This window comes from Emticicia sp. W12TSBA100-4 (assembly GCF_040253585.1).
GTDB lineage: Bacteria > Bacteroidota > Bacteroidia > Cytophagales > Spirosomataceae > Emticicia.
Genome location: NZ_JBELAU010000011.1, coordinates 61,817 through 77,701, shown reverse-complemented (window position 1 = coordinate 77,701; position 15,885 = coordinate 61,817). Strand labels below are relative to the sequence as shown.

General features: G+C 36.2%; 17 protein-coding genes. 5 read left to right on the top strand and 12 right to left on the bottom strand.

The genetic code is table 11. The annotated features are described in order from the left end of the window. Positions 1 to 35 precede the first annotated feature (35 nt). From ABR854_RS17235 to ABR854_RS17210, 6 genes are all read right to left on the bottom strand, one after another. Entirely contained in the window at positions 36 to 275 is a 240-nt protein-coding gene (locus tag ABR854_RS17235; RefSeq protein ID WP_350266868.1) for a DUF3098 domain-containing protein, read from the bottom strand. Between the two features lie 74 nt (positions 276 to 349). After that, positions 350 to 1,231 (bottom strand): cell division protein FtsX, encoded by an 882-nt coding sequence (locus tag ABR854_RS17230; protein ID WP_350266866.1) that lies wholly within the window; start codon positions 1,229 to 1,231, stop codon positions 350 to 352. A gap of 95 nt (positions 1,232 to 1,326) precedes the next feature. Further along, positions 1,327 to 2,169 carry a lysophospholipid acyltransferase family protein gene (locus ABR854_RS17225; protein WP_350266864.1) on the bottom strand — a complete coding sequence of 281 codons (843 nt, stop codon included), beginning with the start codon at positions 2,167 to 2,169 and terminating at the stop codon, positions 1,327 to 1,329. Between the two features lie 178 nt (positions 2,170 to 2,347). Further along, positions 2,348 to 2,944, bottom strand: a complete 597-nt coding sequence (locus ABR854_RS17220; protein ID WP_350266862.1) for a bifunctional nuclease domain-containing protein — start codon at positions 2,942 to 2,944, stop codon at positions 2,348 to 2,350. Between the two features lie 141 nt (positions 2,945 to 3,085). Beyond that, positions 3,086 to 4,048, bottom strand: a complete 963-nt coding sequence (locus ABR854_RS17215; RefSeq protein ID WP_350266861.1) for an electron transfer flavoprotein subunit alpha/FixB family protein — start codon at positions 4,046 to 4,048, stop codon at positions 3,086 to 3,088. Between the two features lie 87 nt (positions 4,049 to 4,135). Next, positions 4,136 to 4,870, bottom strand: coding sequence for an electron transfer flavoprotein subunit beta/FixA family protein (locus tag ABR854_RS17210; RefSeq protein ID WP_350266859.1), 735 nt, complete (start codon positions 4,868 to 4,870; stop codon positions 4,136 to 4,138). A gap of 194 nt (positions 4,871 to 5,064) precedes the next feature. Between ABR854_RS17210 and ABR854_RS17205 the strand changes: the two genes are divergently transcribed. Beyond that, entirely contained in the window at positions 5,065 to 5,388 is a 324-nt protein-coding gene (locus ABR854_RS17205; protein ID WP_350266857.1) for a tetratricopeptide repeat protein, read from the top strand. Between the two features lie 79 nt (positions 5,389 to 5,467). On the opposite strand, the gene ABR854_RS17200 is transcribed toward ABR854_RS17205, so the two are convergent. Beyond that, positions 5,468 to 5,854, bottom strand: coding sequence for a hypothetical protein (locus tag ABR854_RS17200; RefSeq protein WP_305952405.1), 387 nt, complete (start codon positions 5,852 to 5,854; stop codon positions 5,468 to 5,470). Positions 5,855 to 6,136: 282 nt separating this feature from the next. Between ABR854_RS17200 and ABR854_RS17195 the strand changes: the two genes are divergently transcribed. Continuing rightward, positions 6,137 to 7,207 (top strand): asparaginase, encoded by a 1,071-nt coding sequence (locus ABR854_RS17195; RefSeq protein ID WP_350266855.1) that lies wholly within the window; start codon positions 6,137 to 6,139, stop codon positions 7,205 to 7,207. Positions 7,208 to 7,276: 69 nt separating this feature from the next. On the opposite strand, the gene ABR854_RS17190 is transcribed toward ABR854_RS17195, so the two are convergent. The 5 genes from ABR854_RS17190 to rfaD form a co-directional block, all read right to left on the bottom strand. Next, a complete protein-coding gene (locus ABR854_RS17190; RefSeq protein WP_350266854.1) occupies positions 7,277 to 8,635 on the bottom strand; it encodes a flavin monoamine oxidase family protein in 1,359 nt (452 codons plus the stop codon). Positions 8,636 to 8,659: 24 nt separating this feature from the next. Beyond that, complete coding sequence (gene tesB / locus ABR854_RS17185; RefSeq protein WP_350266852.1) at positions 8,660 to 9,514, bottom strand: acyl-CoA thioesterase II; 855 nt, start codon at positions 9,512 to 9,514, stop codon at positions 8,660 to 8,662. A 34-nt stretch (positions 9,515 to 9,548) separates the two neighbouring features. After that, positions 9,549 to 10,523 carry an NAD(P)H-dependent flavin oxidoreductase gene (locus ABR854_RS17180; protein ID WP_350266850.1) on the bottom strand — a complete coding sequence of 325 codons (975 nt, stop codon included), beginning with the start codon at positions 10,521 to 10,523 and terminating at the stop codon, positions 9,549 to 9,551. A 144-nt stretch (positions 10,524 to 10,667) separates the two neighbouring features. Then, complete coding sequence (gene lepA, locus ABR854_RS17175) at positions 10,668 to 12,458, bottom strand: translation elongation factor 4 (protein ID WP_350266848.1); 1,791 nt, start codon at positions 12,456 to 12,458, stop codon at positions 10,668 to 10,670. Between the two features lie 158 nt (positions 12,459 to 12,616). Beyond that, a complete protein-coding gene (gene rfaD, locus ABR854_RS17170) occupies positions 12,617 to 13,582 on the bottom strand; it encodes an ADP-glyceromanno-heptose 6-epimerase (RefSeq protein ID WP_350266846.1) in 966 nt (321 codons plus the stop codon). A gap of 163 nt (positions 13,583 to 13,745) precedes the next feature. Here rfaD and ABR854_RS17165 point away from each other — a divergent pair, with 163 nt between their 5' ends. The 3 genes from ABR854_RS17165 (at position 13,746) to ABR854_RS17155 (ending at position 15,882) form a co-directional block, all read left to right on the top strand. Continuing rightward, the gene (locus ABR854_RS17165; protein ID WP_350266845.1) at positions 13,746 to 14,156 is read left to right on the top strand and encodes a 6-pyruvoyl trahydropterin synthase family protein; all 411 of its coding nucleotides are present in this window, start codon (positions 13,746 to 13,748) and stop codon (positions 14,154 to 14,156) included. Positions 14,157 to 14,268: 112 nt separating this feature from the next. Continuing rightward, entirely contained in the window at positions 14,269 to 15,381 is a 1,113-nt protein-coding gene (lpxB, locus tag ABR854_RS17160; protein ID WP_350266843.1) for a lipid-A-disaccharide synthase, read from the top strand. Positions 15,382 to 15,393: 12 nt separating this feature from the next. Beyond that, complete coding sequence (locus ABR854_RS17155) at positions 15,394 to 15,882, top strand: hypothetical protein (protein ID WP_350266841.1); 489 nt, start codon at positions 15,394 to 15,396, stop codon at positions 15,880 to 15,882. The last annotated feature ends 3 nt before the right edge of the window (positions 15,883 to 15,885 follow it).

Here is a 15,885-nt window from a genome sequence, read left to right as displayed (position 1 = left end):
TCAGTTTTTTTATGAGATATATTTTCGACGAAAGTTTATTTTTTCTTGAAAATTGTATAAAACTGAAAAATAAAACCAATAAATGCGATAGCTGGCCCGAGGGTTATTCCTAAAAATCCGAATCCAAACTCTTCTTTGTCGAGTGTCATGATAAAGAAACCTGCAAAAATGAGTACTATACCGATAATCATCAATGTAAAGTTACTTTTGCTAAACGGAAGAGCATTTTGATTGCCAGTTTTCTCGTTTGCGATGTTGTCTGTTGTATTTTTCATTGTATATAATTCTTTATTTTTTTGATTAATGTCTTTTGAATCGCTGTTGACGCTAACTATTGACAGTAAACTGCTTAATATAAATCTTCTAAATCGGTGCGTAAATAACGGTACATCGACTGGAAAGTACTTAACACACCAATCAAGACTCCCAATAGAATTACAAATCCGCAAAGAATTGAAAGCTTGGTAAAGTTTTGTAAGATGCCTAAGTTTTCAATTTCACGAATTGCAATTTGCTCAACGATTACCAGTAAACCAGAGGCAATTACACCAGCGATAAGACCTTGTAAAATCCCTCTTCCAATGAATGGCTTTTGGATAAACCAATCAGTTGCACCTACTAATTGCATACTTCTGATAATAAATCTCTGCGAATAAAGAGCCAATCTAATTGTATTATTAATGAGCAAAACTATGGCTATCAAAAGCAAAACAACAATCGAAGCAATGATAAGGTAAGCTTTATTTGCGTTTTTGTTGATGCTATCTACAAAGTCTTTGGCATAGTCAGCCTCAAAAACTCCCGGAACATTTTCTAAATCGGCTTTAATTTTTGCCAGTTCTTCTTCCTTAAAGTACTCCTCTTTTAATTTTAGACTAAAAGCGTCTCGGTAAGGGTTCTCTCCCAAAATTGAACGAAAATCTTCGTTAGTTTCTTTCAGCACTTTTTCGGCGGTACTTTCTTTTGAGATAAATTTTATTTGTGGAACATTATCTGAATAAGCCACATAATTTTTTTGTGCAATCAGATTTCTAACCGAGTCTTTCTGAATTTGTGTAAGCGATTTATCTAAATAAACTTGAACCTCAATGTTTTGCTTAATATATAAAACCAGTTGCTTGGAAGTTAGGGCTATCCATCCACTAAATGCTACCAAAAATAAAGCTGCAGTAAGGCTTAAAATGATGAGCATACTCGGATAACTACCTAATTTTCTGTTTTTTTTCTGCATTTTTGTTTAGCTCAATGATAAATCCTCTGCAAAGATAAAGGATGTTGTATAAAATACGCAGAATTTAATGATTTTTAACAGAAGAATAGTAAATCTTAGACCGCTTCGTTTTTCCAGCGAGCAATTCTTTCGGGCATATTTTGTTCGATAATGTTTTTTACGACTTCCGTAATTTCTTCAACCGTAGCATCAGGCGAGAAATAAATAGGCTCCTTAAACTTTACTTTTATCTCAGTATTACGTTTTTTGTAGTTGAGTCCTGATTTATTGAAAGCACGTCTAAAACCATCAATCACAACAGGTACAACAATCGGGTTGTTATCTTTGATGATGTGGGCTGTACCTTTACGGATAGGTGCGTAGGGGCTGGTTGTTCCCTGAGGAAAACTTACAACCCAGCCAAATTTTAAGCCTTTGGCAACATTATCGCCTGCTGAAGTGTCGAGTGTTCGTTTTACATTTTCACCTTTGGCTCTCCATGATCGTTCGACCAAAATTGCACCTGCCAAACTGAAAATTTTTGGAATCAAGCCCTCTTTCATGGTTTCGCTGGCAGCAACATAGAAAGTTCGGGCACGAGGGGCAAATAAGGCAATCGGTAAAACTCTATTACGAAAACCCCATTTCACAGAGCAAAAAATATGATAAAATGCAATTACATCGGCAAAATAAGTTTGATGATTTGATATAAAATAGACGTTTTGATTGGGTAGTTTTTCTAAGTATTCTGCTCCTTCTACCTTTAATTGATTCGCAACAGCCAAACGCCAATAGGTAGGAAGTCCTGCAACTAAGATGATAAAACGTTTGAGTATTAACCAATTACCAAAAGGGTCACGTTCGAAGATGCCAAATATATCTATGTATGACACATATCTAAAGAATGGATTTGGGTCATTGTTGGGAATTGGGAGAAAATTTTTAATTATTCTTATCATTCTCAAAACTATGTTCTAATTATATAAGGTTTAGGTGTTTATAATTGAAAGATAGTAAATAATTGATATTTATCAAAAATCAATATCGAAAAAGATTCATTTGTACTCACTTTTAAAACAAAAACGTTGGTTTTCTACTTGAAAACCAACGCTCATTTATGTTTTTAAGTGTAAAATCTTAGTTACGTTTACTTATTTCGTCTCTGATTTTTGCTGCCTTTTCATATTCTTCTTCAGATAAAGCCTGAGAAAGCATTTTGTTTAGTTCTTCCAAACTATAATCTTTTAGAGCATCTTTTGGCGATTTTTGTGGGCGAGTTGTCGCTGATTCTACCAACTCTTCAGTTTCGTCGGCTTGTTCAGCTTCGTGAGTAGTAATACCCGCATCACTCAAAATTTGCTCGGTCGTATAAATTGGCACTTGAAAACGTAATCCAATAGCAATAGCATCTGATGGACGAGCATCAACTGTTTTTTGTCGAATACCATCTGTACATACAATTTTTGCAAAGAAAATACCTTCTCTGAGGTCAGAGATAATTATTTCTTCGACCGTAAAATCAAATGCACGAGCAAAAGACTTGAACAAGTCGTGCGTCATTGGTCGATTGGGTGTAATGTGTTCCATCTCAATTGCAATTGCTTGAGCTTCAAACATACCAATGATTATCGGCAAACGGCGGCTTCCACCTTCTTCCGATAGTACCAATGCAAAAGAGCCAGTCTGAGATTGACTTGGCGATAATCCTAATATTTCGAGTTTTATTTTTTCCACGGTGCAAATATAAATAAAACTTGGGTTTTATTCATTCTAAAAATTTGTGTTTTTCGTTTAGCTGTCTCTAAAGCAATTAGCCCAGACTTAGTTTTATAAACCAAATCTGGGCTAATTAGTTTCAAGAATGTTTTCTAAAGTTTATTTCCCTGCCAAAACCGCTTTTGTCAGTTTAGGCAAAACCTCAAATACATCGCCAACTATACCATAATCGGCAGCTTTGAAGAATGGTGCTTCGGGGTCTTTATTAATTACAACCAATACTTTTGAAGAGTTTACACCCGCCAAGTGCTGAATTGCTCCCGAAATTCCACAAGCGATATAAAGATTCGGAGAAACTTTCACACCAGTTTGTCCGACGTGTTCGTGGTGAGGTCTCCAATCTAAATCTGAAACAGGTTTTGAGCAAGCAGTTGCCGCACCAAGAGCATCGGCCAAGTCGAGCAATGGTTGCCAGCTATCTGGGCCTTTCATACCACGTCCACCCGAAACAACTAAATCAGCTTCTGGTAAAGAAATCATACCAGTTGCTTTGATAGTTTCGGTTACTTTCGCCGCAAAAAGATTATCAGCCAGAGCAGGTGTGATATTTTCTACCGTAGCACTGTTTCCGCTTTCTACTGGAGCAACTACATTTTTCTTTATTGCAAGAATTTTTACATCACCGTTAACATTTACATCAGCAAATGCTTTTCCTGTGAAAATACTTACTTTAACTTGGAAACCATTGCTTAGGTTTGGTAATTCGGTTACATTTCCCACAACTGCGGCTTTCAATGCTCCAGCCGCACGAGCCGTTACGGCATCAGCAAATGAAGATTTTGCAGCTACAACAACTTTCGCTCCTGTACTTTTTACAGTTTCTGCCAAAACACTTGCATAAGCCATGCTGTTTGGATTAGTTAATTTAGCATCAGCAGCGTGCAAAACTTTAGATGCACCAAAGTTACCTGCTTTTGCCAGTTCGGCTGCGTCGGCACTACCAATGGCAAGTGCTGTTGCATTGGTACCCATCATTTCGGCTACTTTTGAGCCATAATAGATAGCTTCGAGAGATGATTTTTTGATTGCACCATCGGCAATCTCTGTGAATATGAGTATCATTTTGATTTACGATTTAAGATTTTTGATTTACGATTAAAACTTACGAAAATTAAAAATTCGTAAATCGTAATTCGTAAATCGTAATTATTAAAGCACTTTCGCTTCTGTTTTTAATAATTCGATGAGTTTTTCGGCTTCTTCGGCAGGAATCATCTTGCACGCACCTTTCGGAGCTGGCAAACTATATTTTTCTGTAATTGTGAGAGCTGCACCTGCCGCTGGAATAACCTTCAATGGTTTTGTGCGAGCAGTCATGATTCCACGCATATTTGGGATTTTCCATTCGGCGATTGGCTCTTGACAACCCAAAACGAGTGGGAGAGAAGCAGTAAGTTTTTCTTTTCCTCCTTCAATCTCACGAGTCATACTTGCTTCATTTCCGTTTACATCGAGTTGCATTACTGGAGAAAATGATGGAATCCCAAGCATTTCACCTACAATTCCGTGAACAACTCCCGAATTATAATCGCTCGTTTCACGTCCCATCAAAATCAAATCATAATTTCCTTCTTTAGCAACCGCTGCAATTTGTTCAGCAACAAAGAAAGAATCTGTTGGCTCAACATCAACTCTGATGGCATCATCTGCACCAATTGCCAGAGCTTTTCTAATTTGTGGTTCGGCATCAGCACCACCTACATTTAATACCGTAATTGTCGCTCCCGATTGTTCTTTCAACTCTACTGCACGAGCCAAAGCATAATCATCATAAGGGCCGATGATGTAAGTTACGCCAGCTTTGTTTAGTTTTGTGTCTCCGTCGGTGAAGGAGATTTTTGAGGTTGTATCGGGTACGCTCGAAATACAAACTAATATTTTCATAATTTTTGAAACCCCTAACCCCTAAAGGGGGATTTTTATTGATGGATTAATGCTTTTAGAGGTTAAATTAAAAGCATTTTTTAAGAAACTATCTGATAATCAATGCACTTAGAAAGATAGTATTATTTATTGAAATAAGTAAATAATAGTATGCGTGCATAACATTATGCAAATCTAAATTAAAGATATATTCAATGCAAGAAGAACGTCTAAAAATTTTATTTCAGTATTTAGAGGAAGAACCAAATGAGCCTTTTAATGTTTATGCCATTGCAATGGAATACATAAATAAGGATATTCAGAAGGCGAAGTTTTACCTCGAAAAGTTATTGACCGAACACCCCGATTATGTGCCAACTTACTATCATGCAGCAGCAGTATATGTTGAGTTAGAAGATTATACAAAGGCAGAACAAACTTATCAGCTGGGTATAGAAAAAGCTCATCAACAGCAATCTATGAAGGCTTTTGATGAGCTTAAACGGGCTTATCGAATGTTTCTTGATGAAATGGAATAAAAATTAGTCGATGGTCAATTGTCAACTGTCGATGGTAAAGGAAAATTCTTTGGACTGTTGACCTTTGACCGTGGACTACTTAATAATACATTTCGTTGGTTTGTTCTTCTTTATTTTTACCAAACAATGCTCTGAAAGTATTGGTCATGTGAAGCATATCCAAAACTTTACTTTTGGCTTGTTTCATGATGTAAGTATGGTTATTATTTTTTATTTGTTCTGTCAAATGATTGAGAACCAATGCCATACAATCTTGATTTTCGGTGAAGTTATCAACGATATACATCATGAATCTGTTTTCGAGTTGAGATTCAGCAAAGTAAAAAGCAATGTGGAGGTCTTCATCTACTAAGAAAGTTGTAGTTTTGTTGGTGTCAAATGATTTAAACATTTCACCGTGGTCAACTAAGCAATCAATTATTGCGACATCATCACTAACTATACGTAAGGTTGGCTGGATATTCATAACTTTTATAATTTTAATTTTTCCGAATAATATTTTGTATCTGTATCAAACATAACGAAAAAATATAAAAAATGTTCAATAAAATGTAAGTATTTCTTGGAATAATATAATTATTGAAATTTAAAAAATAGAAAATTTGGTTTCGTTTTTGAGTATTAGTACTTAAAAAATACTTAATTATTGAAAATTGAATTTAGATTTTACTTGTTTTTAGAAAAAAAATATAGTTTTTCGTAAAAACGCCTAAAATGACACTTCATTTTTTATTGAAAAAAAATTAAAATGACTTACAAAACTTCTAAAATTTTAACTTCATCAGACAAAAAAAATCGTTCGGCATCTGTTCTAATGATTTACACAGGCGGTACTTTGGGCATGGTTTACGATACAAAATCGAAATCACTTGTACCATTTGATTTTGACCAAATCTTGGTAAATGTACCCGAACTAAAAAGGCTCGAATTTGAGTTGACGATTCTTACTTTACCAAAGCCGATTGATTCATCAAATATTAAACCCGAAACGTGGATAGAGTTGGCGGCAATTGTAAGCGATAATTTTGAGCAATATGACGCTTTTGTGATTTTGCACGGAACTGATACAATGGCATATACTGCCTCGGCTTTGAGTTTTTTACTCGAAAATTTATCGAAACCTGTTATTTTGACTGGAGCTCAATTACCAATCGGAATTGCTCGGACAGATGCACGTGAAAATTTGATTACGGCCTTAGAAATTGCTTCGGCTGAAATCAATGGAAGGCCAGTTGTGCCAGAAGTGGCGGTTTATTTTAATTCGTATCTGTTAAGAGGAAATAGAGCCAAGAAAAAAGAAAGTAGCCAGTTTAATGCTTTCCGCTCAGAGAATTACCCTGCTTTGGCCGAAGTAGGCGTAACGATTGATTTTAATTTTCCGTTTATCATGCCATTTCGCCCAGATTTGCCATTGATTGTGCATGAAAAACTTGAAGAACATGTAATGATTCTGAAACTCTTCCCGGGAATTAATCAGACAATGGTACATAATTTATTGAGTACAGAAGGGCTTCGTGGTGTTGTTTTAGAAACTTATGGGGCAGGAAATGCTCCATCGGACGAATGGTTTTTGGAGGAATTGCATCAAGCTACCAAACGAGGAATTGTGATTGTGAATGTTTCGCAGTGTGATGGTGGACGAGTTTTGCAAGGGCATTATCAAACAAGTAGTAAATTGCAATCTATCGGAATTGTAAGCGGGGCAGATATTACGACCGAGGCTGCCATAACAAAATTAATGTTTTTGTTAGGCCAAGAAACTGAGCCAGAGCGTGTAAAATATAGAATGGAGCAGAGTATTTGTGGTGAAATGAGTTGAGGTTGGTTACTGGTTAAATTGTTATTGGTTGATTGGTTTTTGGTTGACTCGTTATTTTTACTGGGTTCATCATTGCAAATCTATAATTTTGTCGGCTTCACGAATACCACTTAAATATGCTCCGTGAGCGGTTGAGAAATAATCAATTTCGGTGTGTTCTCCTGCAAAAAAAACTTTATTATCAATTTCCTCAGCCAAATCATCGAAATGTTGCATTTCTGTGCCAATTGCTGTGTATGAATATGCACCGAAAGAATTTTCGTTGGATTGCCATTTAGTTCGGAGCATATTCGTTGGATTTGGAATCTTATTGCCGTAAATATCTTTTAAATGCGACATTATTTCGTCAATCACCTGGGCATCAGTCATTGTTTCGGTTTGTCGAGCATAGTTGGCGTAGGCGAAAGTCATTAGGGCATTTGCCGCAGGACTTACTTTTTTAAGATTTACAAAATAGTTGAACTTGTCTTTAATTTCGGGTGTGTAGGTAATATACTGTACATCATCCCAAAAGGCTGTATTCCAAGTAAGCAGGAATTTATTCACACAACCCATCCCGATTTTTTGAATGGCAGTTTGTTTAGGTGAAGGTAGAACTGGTAAAAATTGAATGGTATTAGCTTTCAAAACACCGAGCGGAACAGTTATGAGAACATAATCGGCTTCGGTTACTGCTCCATTGTGGGTGATTTTGGTTTTTGTGTTAGTATAATCTACTTTTGAAACCCTTTGATTAAGCAAGATATTTAAGCCTTTTGCCAAAAATTGGGCGATTGTATCATAACCATTAGTAGCAATTTTTTCTATGCCTCCATATTCTTCACCTTCGTTATAAAGTAGTGAAGAAAGTTTATCCAAATCTCCAGTATCAAAAGTTACATAAGTTGAAAGTAGAAACTTCCAAAGGCGGTCTTTGGCTTTTGTAGGGTATAAATTATTGAATACTGTTTCAAAGCTCTGAGTAGAATTGCCTTTTTTATTTAAGGAATTTAGAATTGTGTAAAATTCGTCTTCGGCAGTAGCGTACACGTTTGGGTTTCTTAAAGCTCCACCAATATCATAAGATTTTATACTTTTATCATCAGTAAATGCAGATGTCATTCCTGCTTGCTGTGCCAATGTGGTGATTGGATTCCCATCAATTCCGTGAATCCAGCTCGCACCTTCATCAAAAGCAATTCCTAAAGTTCGGTTAGTTTTTAATCTGCCTCCAATTTTATCTTGTGATTCCAGTACTGTTACTTTAAAACCTTTTTCATGTAATTTGTTCGCAGCAGCAAGTCCTGAAATTCCTGCTCCAACAACAATAACAGTTTTGTCAGTAGGAATAATAGTATCATTTTGACAAGAACAGTTTAAAATTGTTGGAGCAGTTAACAGAATAGGTATTCCAGATAAACTATTTTTTATAAATCTTCGTCTTTGCATTTCTTGAAATTTAAATTCAATCAATTATTTCTTTACTCTAATCAATCCTTCTTGCACAACCGATGCTACTAATTTACCATCTTCTGTAAAGAAATTACCGCGAGTAAAACCTCTTGAATTTGAAGCACTTGGGCTATCAAGTGCATAAAGAAGCCATTGGTCGATTCTGAAATCTTCGTGAAACCACATGGCGTGGTCGAGGCTTGCCAAAAATAAATCATTGAGAGATACTGCATCTAAATGGGGGAGAGTAGCCGTTCCCAATAAATTATAGTCGGAAGCGTAAGCCAAGATGATTTGGTGTAAACGCAAGTCGTTTGGCAAATCTCCATTTGCTTTTATCCAAACGTGGCGAAATGGTTGTTGCTTCTGAGGTTTAAGCGGATTTATTCGTTCAACTGGTCGAAATTCAAGCGGGCGTGGATGCGAAAAATTCTTGTAAAAATCAGGAGCTTTGTCTTTAAATGCTTCAATTAGTACCAAATCAGAAACCAATGTATCGGGTGGAGGAACATTTGGCATCGTAATCTGATGATTGATACCTTCTTGCGAACTCTGGTACGAACTAATCATACTAAAAATTGCTTTTCCGTTTTGAATGGCGTTCACACGGCGGGTCGTGAAACTTCCACCATCACGAATTCGGTCAACTTCATAGAGAATTGGCATCGAAATATCACCAGTTAGAATAAAATAACCGTGCATTGAGTGTAGCACTCGGTCTTCGGGAACTGTCTGATAAGCAGCGTAGAGCGATTGGGCAAGCACTTGTCCGCCAAAAACTCGTTTCCACGGTGCTTGGTAGTTTTCTCCTCTAAATATATTTTGTTCTATTTTTTCAAGACTCAAAAGTTGTACTAATTCTTCGGCTGTTTTCATTTGTGAGTGAATCTAAACCTTACAGGTTTTAAGGTTAATATTTTTGTAATAATTGAGACTGTTCTTCAATTGCAGAACGAAATTCTTGTTTTAAATTGTCTATCAAGCTCTGGGTACTTTGCACATCATGTATCGAAGTTACGCCTTGCCCTGCCGACCAAATAGTTTTCCAAGCTTTAGCTTCAGCCTGTGCGGCATCTAACTCTTTTCCGAAATCTATTTTTCCTGCTTTGCTCCAAAGTTCGGGTGTTAATCCAGCAGCTTCGAGACTTGGTTTTAAGAAATTTGCATTTACACCTGATACTGCGGCCGTATAAACAATATCAGCCGTATGGCTTTCAATAATCATTTCTTTATATTCAGCATCGGCCTTGCTTTCGGTAGTATTAATGAAACGAGTTCCCATATACGCCAAATCAGCACCAATTTGGAGAGCAGACGCAATATCTCTACCTGTGCTGATACAACCCGAAAGTAAGATTGTTTTCTTGAAAAAACTACGTATTTCATTCACAAAGGCCATTGGGTGAAGCGTTCCTGCGTGTCCGCCTGCACCCGCACAAACCAAAATGAGTCCATCCACACCTGCTTCGGCAGCTTTTTCGGCGTGTCGTTTGCTAATCACATCGTGAAAAACTAAGCCCCCATAACTATGAACTGCATCAACGACATCAGAAACGGCACCGAGTGAGGTAATAACGATAGGCACTTTATGTTTCACAATCATTTCTACGTCGGCATAAAGGCGTGGGTTTGAACGATGGACAATTAGATTAACGCCATACGGAGCAGCGGGCTTTCCGTTGGGTTGTGTATAACCAGCAAGTCGATTTTCGATTTCTACTAACCATTGTTCAAAGCCTTCGGTTGAGCGTTGATTGAGTGCTGGGAAAGTACCAACTACACCATTTTTACAACATTCTACTACTAAATCAGGCCCCGAAATTAGAAACATTGGTGCTGCAATCGCTGGCAAAGACAGCGACTCTGAGAGTTTTTGCGGTATCATTTTTATTTGGTTTTTGTTGTTGAATATGCTCGTAAAGGTAAAATATTTTGGATAAAAGTTGTCTTTTTAGCATGAATTTATCTGTAAAAAGCAAAAGCCGTAGAAACTGAAAATTTCTACGGCTTTCAAAATATACTTGTGATATTAATTATTAATCTTCAAAATCGCCATGAAAGCATCTTGCGGAACTTCTACTGTTCCAATCTGACGCATACGTTTCTTTCCTTTCTTTTGCTTTTCTAAGAGTTTACGCTTACGAGAAATATCACCACCATAACATTTAGCCGTTACATCTTTTCTCAAAGCTTTTACTGTTTCTCTCGAAATTACTTTTGCACCAATTGCTGCCTGAATCGCAATATCAAATTGCTGACGTGGCAATAATTCACGTAATTTCTCACACAATTTTTTACCCCATTCGTATGCTTTGTCACGGTGAACAATTGCCGAAAGTGCATCGACAGGCTCTCCATTTAATAGAATATCTAATTTAACCAAGTTTGATTCGCGATAGCCAATCAAATGATAGTCAAGTGAAGCATAACCACGAGAAATTGTTTTTAATTTATCGAAAAAGTCGAAAACAACTTCTGAAAGTGGCAATTCAAACGTTAATTCAACACGAGTGGCTGTGAGGTAAACTTGATTTTTGAGCAAACCACGTTTGTCCATACACAAACCAATAATTGGCCCAACGTAATCAGATGCCGTGATGATTTGAGCATTAATAAATGGTTCTTCAATCCAGTTAATAACATTCGGGTCAGGCATTTCTGATGGTGCCGAAACCTCCAATATCTCATCTCGTTTGTTAACAACGTGGAATTTTACCGAAGGAACGGTTGTTAGAACCGTCATATCAAATTCACGTTCGAGACGCTCTTGTACGATTTCCATGTGAAGCATTCCTAAGAATCCACAACGGAAACCAAAGCCCAAAGCGGCCGAAGTTTCTGGTTCCCAAATCAAGGCTGCATCATTAAGTTGAAGTTTTTCCATGGCATCACGTAAATCTTCAAACTCCGAAGTATCGACTGGGTAAATACCCGCAAAGACCATTGGTTTTACTTCTTGGAAACCCTTAATCATTTCTTTCGTCGGATTAAGTGCATTCGTAATCGTATCACCAACTTTTACTTCTTTGGCCACTTTAATACCCGAAATAATATAACCTACGTCACCGCAATCAACATAATCACGAGGTTCTTTGGTTAATCGCAAAATTCCGACTTCATCCGCAAAATATTCTTTGCCAGTTGCCACAAATTTTACTTTATCACCCTTATTGATTCTACCATTCTTTACTCGGAAAATTACCTCAATTCCTCTAAAAGAGTTGAAAGTAGAGTCGAAAATCAATGCTTGTAGCTCAGCTTTCGGGTCGCCAACTGGTGGTTTGATTCGGTGAATAATTGCTGCCAAAATTTCATTAATACCAATACCTTCTTTGGCACTCGCCGGAATGATTGAGTCACGGTCACAGCCAATCAAATCAACAATTTGGTCTTTTACCTCTTCGGGCATTGCACCTGGTAAGTCAATCTTGTTTAAAACAGGAATAATTTCAAGGTCATGCTCTAATGCCAAAAATAAGTTACTAATTGTCTGTGCTTCAATGCCTTGGGCTGCATCAACAACCAACAAAGCACCTTCGCAAGCAGCAATCGAACGAGAAACTTCATAACTAAAGTCAACGTGGCCAGGGGTGTCAATCAAGTTCAATACGTATTCTTCGCCTTCAAACTTATAATTCATCTGGATTGCATGACTCTTGATGGTAATACCACGCTCACGCTCTAAATCCATATCGTCAAGCACTTGGGCTTGCATATCTCTACCCGAAACTGTTCCTGTAAATTGTAATAATCGGTCGGCAAGTGTACTTTTACCGTGGTCGATGTGTGCAATGATGCAAAAATTACGAATATTTTTCATTCATGTAGAACAGGTTTCTAACCTGTTTTGTTCGTGTTATATTAGTTAAGAATTAAGCCGAAACGTAATTCTGATATTATTTTATTGACATACGTTAACTCAAACAAACAGGTTGAAAACCTGTTCTACCGCAAAATTAGTAAGAAAAAGGCAGATTTTTAAAGATATTTTTTGCCAACCAAATAATTTGTGACATAATCCTTCACCGCATCTTCGAGGCTTGTAAATGGTTTTTTGTAACCAATCATACGAAGTTTGCTCATATTAGCCTGGGTATAATATTGATATTTATCTCGAATATCAATCGGAGTATCAATAAAATCGATGTTTGGCTCAAGATTGAGAGCCGCAAATGTAGCTTTAGCGAGGTCGAGGAAAGTACGAGCTTGGCCTGTCCCTAAATTATAAATACCCGAATTTCGGCGTGAGTGCATCAAGAAAATACACACATCAACCAAATCTTTTACGTAAATAAAATCACGCATTTGTTCACCATCTTTGAAGTCAGGGCGATGCGATTTGAAAAGTTTAATATTGCCGTTTTTGTTGATATTATTAAAGGAATGGAAAATCACTGAAGCCATACGTCCTTTGTGAAATTCGTTCGGGCCATATACATTAAAGAATTTCAAGCCAGCCCAAAAGAAAGGAGCATTTTTTTGTAGTAAAGCCCATTTATCGAAGTCATTTTTCGAATCACCGTATGGATTTAGAGGCTTTAATTGTGGAATGACGAGTTCGTTATCGTCATAACCCAATTCACCTGCTCCATAAGTAGCTGCTGATGAAGCATATACCAAAGGAATTTGAAACTCATGACATTTTTTCCAAATACGTTTTGAATAATTGAGATTCAAGCGGTCAAAGATTTCAGTATCGAATTCGGTAGTATCGGTTCTTGCTCCAATATGAAAACAGAATTCAACCTCAGCTTGGTTTTTTTCTAACCATTCAAAGAAATTGTCTCGATGTACAAACTCTTGAATTTTCTTGCCTTCCAAATTTTTCATCTTTTCTTCATTTGAAAAATCATCAACGGCAATTATGAAATTAAAGTTATCCTGATTCAAACGCTGAATCAAGCAACTTCCGATAAAACCAGCTGCACCTGTTACAATTATCATAGTGTATATCCTATTTTTTTTGAAATAGTTTGCAAAATTATAACATTGTAACTTATAAATCCATACACTAAACTTTGATTAAATTGTACTTTTTTAAGAAATGCGAGTATTTTGAACAAATAAGTTTTTTTGTTGGTAATTTTGCAAAAAAATTAAACAAATAATGATTTTTATTACAAGAAGAGAAACCTTCAACGCTGCTCATCAACTATATAATCCGCATTGGTCGAAAGAAAAAAACTTAGAGGTTTTCGGACTTTGCTCCAATATACATGGACATAACTGGGAACTTTATGTAACAGTTAAAGGTGAAATTAACGAAGAAACGGGCTTTGTGATGGATTTGAAAGACCTCAGCAAAATCATGAAACAAGAAATTGTGAATAAAGTTGACCATACTTTCTTGAATACTGATGTTGAGTTTTTGAAAGGAAAGTTGCCAAGTACAGAAGTTTTTGCGGTAGAAATTTGGAAAATCCTACAACCAATCATTCCAAATTATTGTCACGGTCAATTGCACTGTGTTAAGTTGGTAGAAACCGCTAATCATTTTGTGGAATATTATGGGAAATAAATTGAGAATTAGGAATTAGGAATTAAGAATTTTTGAAACATAATACCTTTGTTAGGTTATGTGAAAATTAAAATTCATTCTTCATTCTACATTCTTAATTCTTAATTGAATTATGAAATACTTCATCATTGCAGGCGAACGCTCGGGCGATTTACATGGCTCAAATTTAATAAAAGCTATTAAAAATGCCGATTATCAGGCGGTAATAAAGGCTTGGGGTGGAGATTACATGCAAGAAGCTGGGGCAGAAATCACAAAGCACTACCGAGATTTGGCCTTTATGGGTTTTTTGGAAGTAGTAAAAAACTTGCCAACAATTTTAGGTTTCATTGGAGAATGCAAGAAAACTATCGAAGAGTTTAAACCTGATGCAATTATACTGATTGATTACGCAGGTTTCAATATGCGAATTGCCAAATGGGCAAAAAAGGAAGGTTACAAGGTTTTCTATTATATTTCTCCAAAAGTTTGGGCATGGAATCAGAGCCGTGCGTGGAGTCTGAAAAAAAATCTCGACCGACTTTTTGTAATTTTTCCGTTTGAAGTTGAATTCTTTCAAAAATATAATTTTGAAGTAGAATTTGTCGGAAATCCGCTTTTTGATGCCATTGCCACGTTTAAACCTTCTACCGATTTTTTGATTAGACATAACTTATCTGACAAAAAAATCATAGCTTTATTGCCAGGAAGTAGAAAACAGGAAGTTGAGAAAATGCTCAATTTGATGGTAGCAACTCAAAGTAAATTCACTGATTATCAGTTTGTTATTGCAGGAGTTGGCAATTTGTCTTTAGATTTTTATAAACCTTTTCTGAACAAAAATATTAAACTTGTAATTGACCAAACCTACGATTTATTATCGCACAGTACGGCTGCTTTGGTTACATCTGGTACTGCTACACTCGAAACCGCTCTTTTTGGTGTTCCGCAAGTGGTTTGCTATAAAACAAGTAATATTTCATATCAAATAGGTAAGTTGGTCATAAAAGTGCCTTTTATTTCGTTAGTAAATTTAGTGGCTCAAAAAGAAGTAGTGAAAGAATTGATTCAAGATGATTTGACGATTGAGAATTTATCAAATGAATTAGATAAAATCATTAATAATGAATCATTTAGAAATCAACAAATGCTTGAATATAAGCAGGTAAAAGAAAGTCTGGGTGAAGTAGGGGCATCCGAAAAAACTGGACGAAGAATTGTAGAAATATTAAAAAACTCAAATTAAATTACAACAAAAATGACTATTAAAAACATTTCGATTGCTCTAACACTTACATTTGTTACACTTTTTTCGTGCAAAAAAGGCGAAACAACTGTTACGCCAAAAACGAAAACTGAATTTTTGGCAGGTACAAGTTCAAAATCTTGGAAAAATACAAAAGCAATTGCTGCAAACGGTGGCCTAACGATTGATTTAGTAAACTCACAGCCTACTTGTGTGGTTGATAACATCCTTACTTTTTCGGCTACAAAAACTTACGAAATCAGAGAAGGTGCAACAAAATGTAATACTGCTGACCCAGATTTAGTTTTGAAAGCAAACTGGGGTTTCAACGCAGATGAAACCAAGTTTACAGTTGATAAAATTAGTTTTCAAGGTCGTCAATTCGATAACATCAGTTTTGATATTGTTGAGTTAAACGAAAATATTTTTGTGGGTAAAACTACTTTGACACTCAATAATGTAAATTATGAATTTTCGGCAACTTTTGAGCCTGTTAAGTAAGTG